The organism is Streptomyces sp. NPDC104381, from assembly GCF_055583745.1.
The window spans coordinates 476,689-492,481 of the sequence record NZ_JBVJNK010000007.1 but is presented as its reverse complement, the minus strand read 5'-3'; the positions used below and the strand labels follow the sequence as shown (position 1 = coordinate 492,481).

Annotated in this window: 11 protein-coding genes; 4 read left to right on the top strand and 7 right to left on the bottom strand. The window is 70.7% G+C overall.

All coding sequences use genetic code 11. The annotated features are described in order from the left end of the window. Positions 1–23 precede the first annotated feature (23 nt). The 3 genes from ACZ607_RS26545 to ACZ607_RS26535 are packed head-to-tail and all read right to left on the bottom strand — an operon-like array spanning position 24 to position 2,843. Entirely contained in the window at positions 24–935 is a 912-nt protein-coding gene (locus tag ACZ607_RS26545) for an ABC transporter ATP-binding protein (RefSeq protein WP_469738478.1), read from the bottom strand. Beyond that, positions 932–1,840: an ABC transporter permease gene (locus tag ACZ607_RS26540; protein WP_469738476.1), complete on the bottom strand. Its 909-nt coding sequence runs from the start codon at positions 1,838–1,840 to the stop codon at positions 932–934. The genes ACZ607_RS26545 and ACZ607_RS26540 overlap by 4 nt, the downstream gene beginning before the upstream one ends. Further along, positions 1,830–2,843 carry an ABC transporter ATP-binding protein gene (locus tag ACZ607_RS26535; protein WP_469738558.1) on the bottom strand — a complete coding sequence of 338 codons (1,014 nt, stop codon included), beginning with the start codon at positions 2,841–2,843 and terminating at the stop codon, positions 1,830–1,832. Before ACZ607_RS26535 ends, ACZ607_RS26540 begins: the two co-directional genes overlap by 11 nt. A gap of 237 nt (positions 2,844–3,080) precedes the next feature. Between ACZ607_RS26535 and ACZ607_RS26530 the strand changes: the two genes are divergently transcribed. The 4 genes from ACZ607_RS26530 (at position 3,081) to ACZ607_RS26515 (ending at position 7,763) form a co-directional block, all read left to right on the top strand. Next, positions 3,081–4,862, top strand: coding sequence for an SDR family oxidoreductase (locus tag ACZ607_RS26530; protein WP_469738474.1), 1,782 nt, complete (start codon positions 3,081–3,083; stop codon positions 4,860–4,862). 328 nt (positions 4,863–5,190) lie between these two features. Beyond that, entirely contained in the window at positions 5,191–5,733 is a 543-nt protein-coding gene (locus tag ACZ607_RS26525) for an RNA 2'-phosphotransferase (protein WP_469738472.1), read from the top strand. Positions 5,734–5,831: 98 nt separating this feature from the next. Further along, a complete protein-coding gene (locus ACZ607_RS26520) occupies positions 5,832–6,743 on the top strand; it encodes an LLM class flavin-dependent oxidoreductase (RefSeq protein ID WP_469738470.1) in 912 nt (303 codons plus the stop codon). Between the two features lie 177 nt (positions 6,744–6,920). Further along, the gene (locus ACZ607_RS26515) at positions 6,921–7,763 is read left to right on the top strand and encodes a Cof-type HAD-IIB family hydrolase (RefSeq protein ID WP_469738468.1); all 843 of its coding nucleotides are present in this window, start codon (positions 6,921–6,923) and stop codon (positions 7,761–7,763) included. 50 nt (positions 7,764–7,813) lie between these two features. Here the strand turns inward: ACZ607_RS26515 and ACZ607_RS26510 are convergent, their stop codons facing one another. From ACZ607_RS26510 to ACZ607_RS26495, 4 genes are all read right to left on the bottom strand, one after another. Beyond that, positions 7,814–9,529, bottom strand: a complete 1,716-nt coding sequence (locus tag ACZ607_RS26510; protein WP_469738466.1) for a sensor histidine kinase — start codon at positions 9,527–9,529, stop codon at positions 7,814–7,816. A 61-nt stretch (positions 9,530–9,590) separates the two neighbouring features. Further along, a complete protein-coding gene (cydD, locus tag ACZ607_RS26505; RefSeq protein WP_469738464.1) occupies positions 9,591–13,172 on the bottom strand; it encodes a thiol reductant ABC exporter subunit CydD in 3,582 nt (1,193 codons plus the stop codon). Positions 13,173–13,211: 39 nt separating this feature from the next. Beyond that, on the bottom strand, positions 13,212–14,213 hold the full coding sequence (cydB, locus tag ACZ607_RS26500; protein WP_469738462.1) for a cytochrome d ubiquinol oxidase subunit II: 1,002 nt from the start codon (positions 14,211–14,213) through the stop codon (positions 13,212–13,214). 19 nt (positions 14,214–14,232) lie between these two features. Further along, positions 14,233–15,741 carry a cytochrome ubiquinol oxidase subunit I gene (locus tag ACZ607_RS26495; protein ID WP_469738460.1) on the bottom strand — a complete coding sequence of 503 codons (1,509 nt, stop codon included), beginning with the start codon at positions 15,739–15,741 and terminating at the stop codon, positions 14,233–14,235. Between the last annotated feature and the right edge of the window lie 52 nt (positions 15,742–15,793).

Below are 15,793 nucleotides of genomic sequence, written 5' to 3'. Positions count from 1 at the left end.
CACAGCTCCTTTCAGGCCACTACTCAGGCCGCTACGAGATAGGAAAAGACCGATTCGAGGGACTCGTCGGACGGGGAGACGGTGAGCAGCCGGATGCCGTTCTCATGCGCGACCTTCGGCAGCAGCACGGTGAAGCGTCCGAAGTCGACGGCCTGGATCAGCAGCGCTCCCTCGGTGGTGTCGACCTCGATACCCGCCGTCGACGGATCGGCGATGAGCGCGGCGGCGAGCGCGCGGTCGTCGCTGGACCGGACGAGGTAGCGGTGCGGCCGGTCCGTCATCAGCCGGCGGATCTTCCGGAAGTCGCCCGACGCGGCGTGGCGGCCGGCCACGATCACCTCGATGTGCGAGGCCAGCTGCTCGACCTCTTCGAGGATGTGGGAGGAGAAGAGCACCGTACGGCCCTCGGCCCCCATCCGGCGCAGCAGCTCCATCAGCTGCATCCGCTGGCGCGGGTCCATGCCGTTGAACGGTTCGTCCAGGAGCAGCACGGAGGGGTCGTGGACCAGCGCGGACGCCATCTTCACGCGCTGGCGCATGCCCTTGCTGTACGTCGAGATCTTGCGGTCCTGCGCGTACTCCATCTCGACCGTGGCCAGCGCCTTGGCAGCGGCGGCGTCCCCGAGCCCGTGGAGCTCGGCGTTGGCGACGACGAACTCGCGGCCGGTCAGGAAGTCGTACATCCCCTCCCGCTCCGGCACGATCCCGATCGCCTTGTAGACGGCCTCGTTGCGCCAGATCCGGGTGCCGTCGAGCGTCACCTCGCCGGTCGACGGCGCGAGGAACCCGGCCATCATGTTGATCAGCGTGGACTTCCCGGCCCCGTTGGGCCCGAGCAGCCCGGTGACTCCGGGCCCCACGGTCATGCTCACGTCGTTGACGGCGACCACGTTGCCGAACCAGCGGGAGGTGTGGTCGATCTCGATGGTGGTCACAGCCCGACCCTCCGGTAGCGGCGCATCAGTACGGCGTACGAGCCGGCGACGAGCGCGAGAACAACGAGCAGATAGACCACGCCGGCCCCGGCTCCGGGCCCCTCGCCGCCGGGGAAGGCGGAGGTGGCGCCGAGGAACGCGGTCTGCACCCCGTCGATCAGCGTGATCGGCGAGAACAGTCCGAGCCAGGTGATGGCGCCGACCGAATCGGTCTGCCAGGCGATCGCCTGGACCGTGGAGACCGCACCGTAGGTGATGGTCAGCACGGCGATCACGGCGGCGACACCGAAGCCCCTGCGCGGTGTCAGCGCGGCGACCACCAGTCCCAGCCCGGCGAACAGCACGGAGAGCAGTGCCACCGAGACCATCCCCTGTCCGAAGCCCTTGGCCTGATCGGCGAAGTCGAACTTGGCCAGCAGCGCGCCCACGAAGAGGATGACCAGGGGCAGCCCGGTCAGGATGAGCAGGGCCGACGTCATGGCCGTGAACTTGGCGAGCACGTAGTCGACGCGTTCGATCGGCCGTGAGAAGTACAGCGGCACGCTCTTGAAGCGCAGGTCCCTGGACACGGCCTGCGGCGCCTGGGAGGCGATGAAGAGACCGATCACGGCCTGCAGATAGATCGCGAAGTCCGTGTACTTGATGGGGAGTTTCGTCATGCCGGGGGTGGCGATGGCGACCGCGACGAGGATGAGCGACACCAGGCACATCACCCCGCACAGCAGCATCGGCAGCACCTTGGACTTGGCGGACCTGCCCAGTCCGAACGAACCCCGCAGGGTCTGCGAGTACAGCGACCGGCGGGCGTAGGCCCGGCCCAGGCGCACGCCGTCGTAGGAGCGGTACCCGATGTTGTGGATCCGGGAGGTGTCGCTCCCGGCCACGGTCCCGGTCTCAGTGCTCATCGCGACCGCTCCCCTTCTGCTGTCCGACACCCGCGGTCGCGGCGACGGCCGCCCGCGGTGCCTCTTCGGTACGGAAGACCTCGGCGATGTGGTGGCGCCGCTGTTCCATCCGGATGAGCCCCAGTCCGAGGCCGGCGACGCTGTCACGCACCACGTCGTACGTCTCCTCGCCCGTCGCCTCCACCAGGAGGATGTGGCCGGCGCCCGGCAGCCCCGCGGCGTCGAGGCCGTCGTGCCCGACGAGCTTGACCCCGGCCCCGGTGAGAGCCCGGCGCAGGGCGTCCGTGCCGTCAGGATGGGTGTCGCTGTCGGTCACCTCGACCGCCAGAGTCGTCGTGATCTGGGTGAAGTCGCTGGTGGAGCTGGAGCGCAGCAGCGCGCCGCCGTCGATGACGACGACGTGGTCGCAGGTCCTCTCCAGCTCTCCGAGGAGGTGCGAGGTGACCAGCACCGAGATGCCGAAGTCGCTGTGGACACGGCGGATCAGGCCGAGCATCTCGTCCCGGCCGACGGGGTCCAGACCGTTGGTCGGCTCGTCGAGGAGGACCAGCTTCGGGTCGTGGACCAGGGCCTGGGCCAGCTTCACCCGCTGCTTCATGCCGGTCGAGTAGCCGCCGATGGGGCGGTAGCGCTCCTCGTACAGCCCGACGTGGCGCAGGGTGTCGGCGGTGCGCTCGCGCGCCGCGGTGGGCGGCAGCCCGGACATCCGCGCCATGTGGACCACGAACTCGGTCGCCGAGACGTCCGGGGGCAGGCAGTCGTGCTCGGGCATGTACCCGACCCGCTCCCGGATGGCGGCGCCCTCGGTCGCCACGTCGAGCCCGAGCACCGCGGCCCGGCCTTCGGTGGCGGGGGACAGACCCAGCAGGATCTTGATCAGTGTGGACTTGCCGGCCCCGTTGGAACCCACCAGGCCGGTCACGCCCGGTCCGATGTCCAAGGAGAGCCGGTCAAGCGCGGTCACCCTCGGGAACCGCTTGCTCAGGCTTTCGGTTGCGATCACAGTCACGTCCTCGACGGTAGTGGCGCGCGCCACAGGAGTCGTCAGACCAGACGGCTGTATCCACGTCAGCCTCCAGGTGTACGGACCCGTAGGGGCCCCTCCCGAAGGGGGTCGGTCCACACACGGTTGTCCACAGGTCCGGGGCACCCCTTGACGCGGTCGTACGTCGGTTGCCACATTCAGCGGTGTCACGTTACGGACGCGTACCGCAACGCCGGCACTGGACGAGGAGGCGGCGTGGAGCTGCGAGACGCGCGTGAGCGCTGGGTTCGTACGGGCGGGATCGAGCTGTGTGTCGCCGAGCTGGGCGATCCCGCACAGCCGACGATCGTGCTGGTGCACGGCTATCCGGACAGCAAGGAGGTCTGGTCGGAGGTCGCGGGACGGCTGGCCGAGCGCTGGCACGTGGTCCTCTACGACGTCCGGGGCCACGGCAGGTCGACGGCGCCCAAGCCGCTGCGTGGAGGCTTCACGCTGGAGAAGCTGACCGATGACTTCCTGGCCGTCGCGGATGCCGTGAGCCCGGACCGGCCCGTCCATGTGGTCGGCCACGACTGGGGTTCGGTCCAGTCCTGGGAGTTCGCGACGGTGGAGCGGACCCAGGGCCGTATCGCCTCGTTCACATCGATGTCCGGCCCTTCCCTCGACCACTTCGGGCACTGGATCAAGCGGCGCGTGGCCCACCCGGACCCGCGTGGAGTGGCGCAGCTGCTCGGCCAGGGCGCCAAGTCCTGGTACGTGTACGCGCTGCACACACCGGCCCTGCCCGAGATGGCCTGGCGCGGGGCGCTGGGCAGGCGGTGGCCGCGGATTCTGCAGCGGATGGAGAAGGTGCCGGCGGACGGCTATCCGACGGCGTCGCTCCCCCGGGACGCGTCCCACGGGGCCTGGCTCTACCGCGACAACATCCGCTCCCGTCTGCGCCACCCGCGTCCGGACGCGCACGCCCATGTGTCGGTGCAGCTGATCACGCCGACCGGTGACGCCTTCCTCTCGCCGTCCCTCTACGACGAACTGGACACCTGGGCGCCCCGGTTGGTGCGACGCACCCTGCCCGCGAAGCACTGGGTCCCGCGCACCCGGCCGGATCAGCTGGCCTCCTGGATCGGTGAGTTCGCCGACGGCGTGGAGTCCGGCGGCCTGGACGCTTCCGACGGCTCGGCGGCACCGGTGGCGGTGGCCGCAGGCGCCCATGCGGACCGCTTCGGCGGGCAGTTGGTCCTGGTGACCGGTGCCGCCTCGGGCATCGGGCGCGCGACGGCGCTGGCCTTCGCCGAGGCCGGCGCGCGGGTGATCGCCGTGGACCTGGACGCCGAGGGCGTTGCCCGGACAGTGGAAGACGCCCTCCTCGCCGGTGCACCCGCCGCGTGGGGAGAGGTGGTGGATGTCGGCGACGAACAGGCGATGGAGAAGCTCGGCGCGAAGGTCGCCGCCGAACTCGGCGTCGTGGACGTCCTGGTGAACAACGCGGGTGTCGGACTGTCCGGTGCCTTCCTCGACACGACGAGCGAGGACTGGAGGAAGGTCCTCGACACCAATCTCTGGGGTGTCATCCACGGCTGCCGGATCTTCGGCCGGCAGATGGCCGAGCGTGGTCAGGGCGGCCACATGGTCAACGTCGCCTCGGCTGCCGCCTATCAGCCCTCACGCGTGCTGCCCGCGTACAGCACCTCCAAGGCAGCGGTGCTGATGCTCAGTGAATGCCTGCGCGCCGAACTGGCCGAGCAGTCCATCGGGGTCAGCGCCATCTGCCCGGGTGTCGTCAACACCGGGATCACCGGCACCGCGCACTTCGCCGGGGTCGACGAGGCGGAGGAAGCCCGTCTCCGGAAGCGGACCGCCCGGCTCTACTCCTTGCGCAACTACCCTGCGGAGAAGGTGGCTCAGGCGATCCTCGGGGCGGTGGTGCACAACCGCGCGGTGGTGCCGGTGACACCGGAGGCGCGTGGGGCCCGACTGCTGTCATCGCTCAGCCCTCGGCTCCTGCGCGGACTCGCGCGGGTGAAGCCACCGCTGTAGCGCGGGGCGTTGAGGGTGTGAATCTCCCAACGCCCCCGGCGCGCGACCGCTTTGCTGAACTGCCCATAGCCAGCAGCTCACTTGCCCATGTCCCTTGTCCTTCAGGCTCGTTCGACCTGCCGCCGCCCTCTGTGGATATGAAAAGGCTTCGCAGGCCGCCCAGTTGGACAAATACCGCATATGCGACAGGACTTGTCCACAGAATCGCCAAACTACCTGTGGATAACATGAGTTGGCTGTGGATCAAACCTGTTCACACCAATGGACGCAGCGAACGCCGGATGAAATCGAGGTGCGTCGGGAGGAGAGGCACAGGCACTCTGGCGCGATGGACGAACGACGCACCGTCAAGGTGTCCAAGTACCTCTCGAAGCATCTGCGGCATGAACCCGGCCGGATCGGGATCAGTCTCGACCCTCACGGCTGGGTAGCCGTCGACGAACTGCTGCGGGCCTGCGCCCGGCACGGTTTCACCCTCACCCGCGACGACCTCGACCACGTCGTCGCGGTCAACGACAAGCAGCGGTTCACTCTGGACGGCGACCGCATCCGCGCGAACCAGGGCCACTCCGTCACCGTCGACCTCGGCCTGCCACCGGCCGAGCCGCCGGCGTACCTCTATCACGGCACCGTGGCGCGGGTGCTCGACGCGATCCGCACCGAAGGGCTCCGGCCCATGAACCGCCACCATGTCCACCTCTCGCCCGACCGCGAGACCGCGGTCCGTGTCGGCGCCCGGCGGGGCGCCCCGGTCGTCCTCGCCGTGGACGCGGGAGCGATGCACCGGGCCGGGTACCTCTTCCATGTCAGCGCGAACGGCGTGTGGCTCACCGACGCCGTCCCGCCGGCCTTCCTGCGCCTGCGGGAATGACACCTCCCACAGGTCGCCCGGGCCTCTGACGTTCCTCCCGTCGCCCCCGCCGCAGGTGTCCTACGGAGCCCCGGAGACATCGCCGTAGAGTCGGGGCCATGACCTCCTCCCGTCGACTGAGCACCGTGATCCTGCCCATCCGTCGCTGGCACGACGGCGGCCGGCCCCTGTGGGTACGCGCCGAGGAGCTGGGATTCCACGCGGCGTACACCTACGACCATCTGTCCTGGCGGACGTTCCGCGACGGCCCGTGGTTCGGGGCCGTTCCGACGCTCACGGCCGCCGCCGCGGCCACCGAGCGGCTGCGCCTGGGCACGCTCGTCACCTCCCCCAACTTCCGCCACCCGGTGACACTCGCCAAGGACCTCATCACCCTCGACGACGTCTCCGACGGCCGGATCACCCTCGGAATCGGCGCCGGTGGCAACGGCTTCGACGCCACCACACTGCGCGGGAGCGACGAGGAGCCGTGGACACCCCGTGAACGCGCCGACCACTTCGACGAGTTCGTCCCGCTGCTCGACCGGCTGCTCCGGGAGCCGTCCGTGACGCAGGAGGGCCGTTTCTACGCCGCGAACGAGGCCCGGAACATCCCCGGCTGCGTACAGCGCCCCCGGCTGCCCTTCGCGGTCGCCGCCACCGGGCCGCGCGGCCTGAAGCTCGCGGCACGGTACGGCCAGGCATGGGTGACCACCGGTGACCCGAAGCTGTACGAGAACGGCACCCCCGAGCAGTCCGTGGCCGCTGTCCGCGGGCAGATCAGCCGGCTCGGCGCGGCCTGCGAGGAGACCGGCCGGGACGTCTCCGAGCTGGACAAGATCCTTCTGACCGGTTTCACCCCCGGCCGGCCGCTGCGGTCCTTCGACGCGTTCGTGGACTTCGCGGGGACGCACTTCGACCTCGGATTCACCGAGATCGTCGTCCACTGGCCGGTGCCGGACTCGGTCTTCGCCATGGACACCGACCTGTTCGAACGGATCGCCACCGACGCCCTGGCGCAGCTCGGCTGACCACTCGGCCGCCGTCGCCGGCCCGGAGGGAAGAGCGCTCCGACCCTCCGGCCTGGGCGATCTCGCTCCGGGAGCCCTAGGCATATGCCTGCGGCATGTTCCGCAGCTCACGGACTCGCGCTCTCAGATGGGCGCCCCTCTGCACGCCCGTGCGACTCCGTACGGGAGAATGGGCGCGTGACCTCAGCTACCGACTCGCCTCTGCCTGCCGTGACCCGGCTGATCGCCACCGATCTGGACGGCACCCTCCTACGGGACGACAAGACCCTGTCGGACCGTACGATCGCCGCCCTGGCAGCCGCCGAGGAGGCCGGCATCGAGGTCTTCTTCGTCACCGGAAGGCCCGCCCGCTGGATGGAGGTCGTCAGCCCCCATGTGCAGGGCCACGGCATGGCGATCTGCGCGAACGGAGCCGCGGTCGTCGATCTCCACGACGGGACGCTGCTCGACGTCCACCCGCTGGACCGGGGGATCGCCCTGGCCGTGGTCGACATCCTGCGTGAGTCCGCGCCCGGGGTGTCCTTCGCCGTCGAGCTCGCCACCGGCATCCACTACGAACCGGCCTACCCCCCGTTCCACATGGACCCGGGTGCCACGGTCGCCGTCGCGGAGAAGCTGCTCCACGAGGAGGTCCCCGGCAGCGGTACGCCGGTCCTGAAGGTCCTCGCGCACCACCCCGAACTGGCCCCGGACGCCTTCCTCACGTTGGCTCGCGAACTGGCGGGGGACCAGGCGTCGTTCACCCGGTCCAGCCCCACCGCACTGCTGGAGATCAGCGGACTCGGCGTCTCCAAGGCCCGTACGCTCGCCGCCTGCTGCGCGGAACGCGGCATCACCGCCGGTGAGGTCGTCGCGTTCGGGGACATGCCCAACGACGTGGAGATGCTGAGCTGGGCCGGCGCCTCGTTCGCCATGGGCAACGCCCACCCAGCCGCCGTCGCCGCCGCGTCCGGTGTGACCCTCACCAACGACGAGGACGGCGTCGCGGTCGTCATCGAGCGGATCCTCGCAGCGCGCTGAGCGGGCTCCGAGGACGTACGCCGCCGGGGTCGGGACTGCCGGAACCCGCGTCAGAGCGGAACCTGCCAGGTCACCGTCGTGCCGCCGGCCCCCTCACCGGGCCCCGGCCCGAACCAGCTCGCACCGCCGAGCGACTCGGCACGCCGCGCCAGGTTGCGCAGGCCGCTGCGCCTGCCTCCGTCCGGGATCCCCACCCCGTCGTCCGCGACCGTCAGCCGGACCGCGTCCCGCCCGTCCGGCAGCACGGCGGTCGCGTCCACCGTCACCTCGACGCGCGAGGCCCCCGCGTGACGGAACGTGTTGGACAGGGCCTCGCGCAGAGCCGCGATGAGGTTCTTGCCGGCGAGCTCCCCCACCAGCGAATCGACGGGCCCCAGGAAACGGTGCGAGGGCATGAACCCCAGAGGCACCGCGGCCATGTTGATCTCCCGCATCACCCGGGTCCGCAACCCCGAGGGCGCCTCCGACGGTTCCTGCTGGAGCGCGAAGATGGCCGTACGGATCTCCTGGATGGTCACGTCCAGTTCGTCCACGGCCCGCCCGATGCCGGCCTGCACGGCAGGGACCGGTGAGCGTCGCTGAGCGCCCTCCAGCATGATGCCGGTGGCGAACAGCCGCTGGATGACCAGGTCGTGGAGGTCCCTGGCGATACGGTCGCGGTCCTCGTAGACGGCGAGCCTCTCCCGTGCGCGCTGCGCCTCGGCCAGTTTCAGCGCCAGGGCTGCCTGCGCGGCGAAGTGGCTGGCCAGCGTCCTCTCCGCCCGTGTGAACGGCCGGCCGCCCCGGACCCGCGGGATGGACAGCGCCCCGAGCACCCGGCCGCCGCTGCGCAGGGGGAGCAGCATGTGCGGGCCGAACCGGTCGGCCAGCCTGGTGAGCATGCGGGGATCGGTCGCCGAGTCGTCCAGGAAGACCTCCTCACCCCTCAGGAGCGCCGCCACCACAGGGCTCTGCGGCGGGATGATGACGCCCAGGGACGCGGACGGCTTGTCCCCGGCGACGGCGACGATCTCCAGGCCTCCCTCCGCGGCCGGCAGCAGCACGATCCCGGCCGCGGCGTCGGCGAGGCGGCGCGCCTGCTCGGCGACGACACCGAGCGCCTCGTCGGCGTCCCCGGCCGAGAGCAGGGCGGTGGTGACGGCCACCGAACCGTCGATCCACTGTTCCCGCTGCCGCGCGGCGTCGTACGTCCGGGCGTGGCCGATGGCGATGCCCGCCTCCGTGGCCAGCACGCGCAGCATGTGCAGTTCGTCGTCGCCGAACGCGCCCCCGCCGTGCTTCTCCATCACATAGAGGTTGCCGAAGATCTTCCCCTGGACCCGGATCGGGACCCCCAGGAACGTGCGCATCTTCGGGTGGGCGGCCGGGAATCCGGCGAAGCGGGGATCCGCCGCCAGATCCTCCAGGCTGATCGGCACACCGTCCTCGATCAGTGCGCCCAGCAGACCCGTGTGCCCGTCGGGCGGCCGGCCGATCGCCCGGGCGACGTCGTCGGGCACCCCGTGGGTGATGAAGTCGCAGAGACTCTCACCGGGCCGTTCGACGACGCCGATGGCCGCGTAGCGGGCGTGGGCGAGTTCCGCCGCGGTCTCGCAGATGCGCTCCAGCGTGGAGTGCAGTTCGAGGCCCGTGCCGACGGACCTGGTGGCTTCCAGCAGCTGCGGCACCCGCGCGGTCAGTTCCGCCGAGAGCCCCCGCAGGGGCCCGGCGCGCTGCTGCGCGTTTTCGGGAGCACCTTCCGGGTCCTGCGGCTCCTGCTCTGCCATGGCCTGAGCCTAATAAGTGCGCAATGGTCCGGAAAGTCGGGATCAGTGCCGCTCGTCGTGCTCAGGCCGGCGCAGCCACCGCCTCCACCGGCCGCGTCCGCGCCGGCTCCGTGCCCACCGGCTCCTGTTCACGAGCGAGCATCCCGCGCAGCGGCCCGTCCTGCGCGGCGAGGGCGGCGTACGGCCCCTGCTGCACCACCCGGCCCCCGTCCAGCACCAGGACCTCGTCCACCGCCTCGATGCCCGCCAGCCGATGGGTGATCAGCACGGTCGTACGCCCCTGGGTGGCGGCCAGCAGATCCTCGGTCAGCGCGTCCGCCGTGGCCAGGTCCAGGTGTTCCGCGGGCTCGTCGAGCACGAGCACGGGGAAGTCGGCGAGGAGCGCGCGGGCCAGCGCCAGCCGCTGCCGCTGGCCGCCCGACAGCCGGGCCCCGTGTTCACCCACCAGCGTGTCGAGACCGTGGGGCAGCGCCTCGGTCCAGTCCAGCAGGCGGGCGGCGGCCAGGGCGTCCCGCAGTTGTCCGTCCGTCGCGTCGGTGCGGGCGAGCCGCAGGTTCTCGCGGATGGAGCTGTCGAAGACGTGGGCGTCCTGGGCGCACAGTCCCACGAAGGTCCGGACCGTGTCGCCGTCCAGCGAGGCCGCTTCGACACCGCCGAGACGGTACGTCCCCTCCCGGGCGTCCAGGAAGCGGAGCAGGACCTGGGCGAGCGTGGTCTTTCCCGAACCGGACGGGCCGACGACGGCGACCCGCTTGCCGGCGTGGAGCGTCAGGTCGACCGCGTGCAGTGCGTCGCGCTCCGCGCCCTCGTACCGGGCCGACAGCCCTCGTACGTCGAGCGGGAAGGGCGAGGCGGGCGCCTCGGCGGGCTCCGCCGGTTCCACGACCGGCACGGGAGCGTCCAGCACCTCGTAGACCCGCTCCGCGCTCCGCCGGACCCGTTGGCGGTACTGCACCGCCAGCGGGAGTCCCGTCACGGCCTCGAACGCCGCCAGGGGCGTGAGGACGACCACGGCGAGTTCGACCCCGGCCAGCCGTCCGTCCGCCACCGCGGGCAGCGCCACGATCGCCGCGCCCACGACGGTGAGCCCGCAGACCAGGGCGGACAGCCCGCCCCCCAGCGCGGTCGCGGTCGCCGCGCGCGAGGCGATCCGTGTCAGGACGCCGTCCGCCGCACGCACCTCCTCCTTGCGGGCGGGCAGCGCACCGGCGACGGTCAGCTCGGCGGTACCGCCGAGCAGATCGGCGACGCGTACGGCCAACGCGGCCCGGGCGGGCGCCAGCCGGCGCTCGGCACGACGTGCGCAGACGCCGCTCAGCCACGGCACGCCCACGCCCGCGAGGAGCAGCCCCGCGGCCAGGACCGCGCCCGCCTCCGGCAGCAGCCAGCCGGTGAAGGCGGCAGCCCCGGTCCCGACCAGGAGCGCGGTCGCGGCGGGCAGCAGCCAGCGCAGCCAGTAGTCCTGCAACGCGTCCACGTCGGAGACCAGCCGGGACAGCAGGTCGCCCCGCCGCGTGGCCCGGAGGCCGGCGGGCGCGATCCGCTCCAGGCCGCGGTACACCGCCACCCTGAGATCGGCGAGCATCCTGAGCACGGCATCGTGGGACACCAGCCGCTCCGCGTAGCGGAAGACGGCCCGGCCCATGCCGAAGGCCCGGGTCGCGGTGACCGCGACCATCAGATACAGAACCGGGGGCTGCTCGGAGGCGCGTGAGATCAGCCAGCCGGAGACGGCCATGAGGCCGACCGACGACCCCACGGCGAGGCTGCCCAGCAGCAGCGCCAGGCCGAGCTTCCCGTGCTGGGACCCCGCGGCCTCCCGCACCCGGGCCAGCACCCGGCCCCCGGCCCTGGGCGCGGTCTCCCTGAACAGCACGGGGGACAGCGCGGGGGACAGCGCGGGCGGGCGCCCGGCGCCGTGCCGAGCACCGGGCTCGACGCTCTCCGGCCCGCCCGGTGCTGCGTGGGCACCCTCAGCCGCTCCGCCATCCGCCGTCTGCCGCCCGGCCCGTACGGGTTCCAGCGTCACCACCCGGTCGGCGACCGCGAGCAGCGCCGGCCGGTGCACGACCAGCAGCACCGTACGCCCCGCCGCCAGCCTCCGGACCGCCTCGACGATGCCCGCCTCCGTCTCGCCGTCCAGGCTCGCCGTCGGCTCGTCGAGCAGCAGCAGAGGCCGGTCGGCGAGGAAGGCCCGCGCCAGCGCGAGGCGCTGGCGCTGCCCGGCGGAGAGCCCGGCGCCTTCCTCGCCCAGCTCCGTCTCCGCACCGTCCGGCAGCGCTGCCACGAAGTCGTACGCGCCCGCCTCCCGCAGCGCCGCCATGACGGCCGCGTCGTCCGCGTCCGGGCGGGCCAGGCGCACGTTCTCCGCGATCGTCCCCGCGAAGAGGTGGGGGCGCTGGGGCACCCAGGCGATCTGCTCGCGCCAGCGTTCGGGGGAGAGGGCGGACAGATCGGCCCCGCCGACCCGGACCCGACCCTCGTCGGGCGTGGTGAACCCCAGCACCACGCCGAGGAGCGTGGACTTGCCGATGCCGCTGGGGCCGACCAGGGCGACGGTCTCGCCCTGCTCGACCACGAGCGAGGCCCCGTCCAGCGAGGGTTCGGTCCTGCCCTCGTGCCGGACCGTCACGCTCTCAAGTTCCAGCCGGAGGGACGCGGGTACGTCCAGGGATCCGCCGGCCGCGGGCTCGGTCTCCAGCACCGCGAAGATCTCCTCCGCGGCCGAGAGCCCTTCCGCGGCCGCGTGGTACTGGGCGCCGACCTGGCGGATGGGCAGATACGCCTCCGGCGCCAGGATGAGGACCACCAGGCCCGTGTAGAGGTCGAGCTCGCCATGGACGAGCCGCATCCCGATCGTCACCGCGACCAGGGCCACCGAGAGGGTCGCCAGCAGTTCCAGGGCGAGGGAGGAGAGGAAGGCGATCCGGAGCGTCTTCAGCGTGGCCCTGCGGTACTGCGAGGTGATGCTGCGGATCGACTCCGCCTGCGCCTTCGCCCGCCCGAACACCTTCAGCGTCGGCAGTCCGGCGACCACGTCCAGGAAGTGCCCGGAGAGCCGTGACAGCAGCTTCCACTGACGGTCCATCCGGGACTGGGTGGCCCATCCGATGAGAATCATGAAGAGCGGGATCAGCGGCAGCGTCACCACGATGATCGCCACCGAGACCCAGTCCTCGGTGACGATCCGGGCCAGCACGGCCACCGGTACGACGACCGCGAGGCCGAGCTGGGGGAGATAGCGGGAGAAGTAGTCGTCGAGGGCGTCGACACCCCGGGTGGCCAGAGCGATCAGCGAACCCGTGCGCTGCCCGCCCAGCCAGTCCGGCCCCAGGCCCGAGGCGCGTTCCATGAGCCGCCCACGCAGCTCGGACTTGACCGCGGAACTCGCCCGGTACGCGGCCAGTTCGGTCAGCCAGGCCACGAGCGCCCGCCCCAGAGCGACAGCGGCGAGCAGAAGCAGGGGTGTGCGGAGCCCGGAAACGGTCAGGCCGTCCTCGAACCCGCCCACCACCACTTCGGCGACGAGCATGGCCTGGGCGATGACCAGGCCCGCCCCGACCAGACCCAGCGCCACCACGGCCGCAAGGAAGAACCGGGTGGCCCGGGCGTACCGGAGCAGGCGCGGGTCGATCGGTTTCACGTGAAACAGCTCCCCAGTGGACTCATGTCGTTCGCTCGTTCAGTGCGCGTCGGCGATGTGGTGCGTACCGATGCGCTTGCGGAACACCCAGTACGTCCAGCCCTGGTAGAGCAGCACCACAGGGGTGGCGATCCCGGCACACCACGTCATGATCTTGAGGGTGTACGGGCTGGACGAGGCATTGGAGACCGTCAGGTTCCAGGCGTCGTTCAGCGAGGAGGGCATCACGTTCGGGAAGAGCGTCAGGAAGAGCATGGCCACCGCCGCCGTGATGGTCACCCCGGAGAACGCGAACGACCAGCCCTCGCGTCCCGCCGCGATGGCGCCGATGGCCACGACCAGCGCCACCACCGCCGTGATCATCGCGGCCAGGCTCCAGCCGTTGCCGTTGTCCGCCTGGGTCCAGGCCAGGAAGCCCAGTACGAGTACGGCGGTGGCCAGGCCCAGCTTGAGGGCCAGACCCCGGGCACGCGCCCTGATGTCCCCGACGGTCTTCAGCGCGGCGAACACCGCGCCATGGAAGGTGAAGAGGAACAGCGTGACCAGCCCGCCGAGGAGGGCGTACGGGTTCAGCAGGTCCCAGAGGTTGCCGACGTACTCCATGTCGGCGTCGATCTTCACGCCGCGGACGATGTTCCCGAAGGCCACGCCCCAGAGGACGGCCGGGATCAGCGAGGTCCAGAAGATCGCGTGCTCCCAGTTGGTCTGCCACCGCTCCTCGGGCCGCTTCGCCCGGTACTCGAAGGCCACCCCGCGCACGATCAGGCAGAGCAGGATGAGCAGCAGGGGCAGGTAGAAACCGGAGAACAGGGTGGCGTACCACTCCGGGAAGGCCGCGAAGGTCGCGCCGCCCGCGCTGAGCAGCCACACCTCGTTCCCGTCCCAGACCGGCCCGATCGTGTTGATCAGGACCCGCCGCTCCTTGCGGTCGCGGGCCAGCAGCTTGGTGAGGACCCCGATGCCGAAGTCGAATCCCTCCAGGAAGAAGTAGCCGGTCCACAGGACGGCGATGAGCACGAACCAGACGTCGTGGAGTTCCATCTCTCAGCTCCGCTTGCTCTCAGTAGGAGAAGGCCATCGGCCGGTCGGCGTCCTGGTCGTGACCGCCGATCCGGGTGGGCGGGTTGAGGTCGGCCTCGGTGAGCTCGGGCGGTCCGGCCTTGACGTACTTCAGGAGGAGCTTGACCTCGACGACGGCGAGCACCGCGTAGAGCGCCGTGAAGCCGATCATGGAGGTGAGCACCTCCGCCTGTGAGACGCCCGGGGAGACCGCGTCGCGGGTCTGGAAGACGCCGTACACCACCCAGGGCTGGCGTCCCATCTCGGTGAAGATCCAGCCCCAGGAGTTGGCGATCAAAGGGAAGAGCATGGTCCAGAGGGCGGTGATCCAGTAGAGCCTGGCGAGCTTGGGGCTCAGGGCCTTGTTCTTGAAGAGCACCAGATTCGGTACGTCGTCCTCGCCGGTGCGCATCGCCTCCGGGAGCATGAACTTTCTCCGGGTCAGCCAGAGCCCCAGGATGCCGAGGCTGAAGGAGGCCATGCCGAAGCCGATCATCCAGCGGAAGCTCCAGAACGCGACCGGGATGTTGGGCCGGTAGTCGCCAGGGCCGTACTTCTCCTGCTCCGCCTTGTTGATGTCGTTGATGCCGGGGATGTACGAGGTGAAGGTGTCGTCCGCGAGGAAGGACAGCACGCCGGGGATCGAGATCTCCACGGTGTTGTGCCCCTTGGCGACGTCGCCCACCGCGAAGAGCGAGAAGGGTGCTCCGTCCTCGCCCTCCCACAGGGCCTCGGCCGCGGCCATCTTCATGGGCTGCTGCTTGAACATCACCTTGCCGAGGACGTCACCGCTGACGGCGGTCAGCAGGCCGGCGATCACGACGGTGACCAGTCCGAGCCGCAGTGAGGTCCGCATCACACGGATGTGCCTCTTCCGCGCCAGGTGGAAGGCGGCGATACCGACCATGAACGCGCCGCCCACGAGGAACGCGGCGGTGATCGTGTGGAAGAACTGGGCGAGCGCGGTGCTCTGCGTGAGCACGTGCCAGAAGTCGGTCAGCTCGGCGCGCCCGCGCTCCTCGTTGATCCGGTAGCCGACCGGGTGCTGCATCCAGGAGTTGGCGGCCAGGATGAAGAACGTCGAGAGGATGGTGCCTATGGACACCATCCAGATGCAGGCGAGGTGGATCTTCTTCGGCAGCTTGTCCCAGCCGAAGATCCACAGCCCGATGAAGGTGGACTCGAAGAAGAACGCGATCAGCGCCTCGAAGGCGAGCGGGGCGCCGAAGACGTCGCCGACGAACCGCGAGTAGTCGGACCAGTTCATCCCGAACTGGAACTCCTGGACGATGCCGGTGACCACACCCATGGCGATGTTGATCAGGAAAAGCTTGCCCCAGAACTTGGTGGCCCTGAGGTACTTCTCGTTGTCCGTGCGCACCCAGGCGGTCTGCAGGCCGGCGGTGAGCGCGGCAAGAGAGATCGTCAGGGGGACGAACAGGAAGTGGTAGACGGTGGTGATGCCGAACTGCCAGCGCGCCAGGGTCTCTGGTGCCAGAGCCAGGTCCACGACTCTTCTCCTTACGTCGCCGCGATCACACCCACGGGCCGCCCGTCGAACC

Coding starts and splice junctions, on each gene's coding strand:
- ACZ607_RS26540 (WP_469738476.1), bottom strand. CDS start 1,840: ATGAGCACTGAGACCGGGACCGTGGCCGGGAGCGACACCTCCCGGATC.
- ACZ607_RS26525 (WP_469738472.1), top strand. CDS start 5,191: ATGGACGAACGACGCACCGTCAAGGTGTCCAAGTACCTCTCGAAGCAT.
- ACZ607_RS26520 (WP_469738470.1), top strand. CDS start 5,832: ATGACCTCCTCCCGTCGACTGAGCACCGTGATCCTGCCCATCCGTCGC.
- ACZ607_RS26510 (WP_469738466.1), bottom strand. CDS start 9,529: ATGGCAGAGCAGGAGCCGCAGGACCCGGAAGGTGCTCCCGAAAACGCG.
- cydB (WP_469738462.1), bottom strand. CDS start 14,213: ATGGAACTCCACGACGTCTGGTTCGTGCTCATCGCCGTCCTGTGGACC.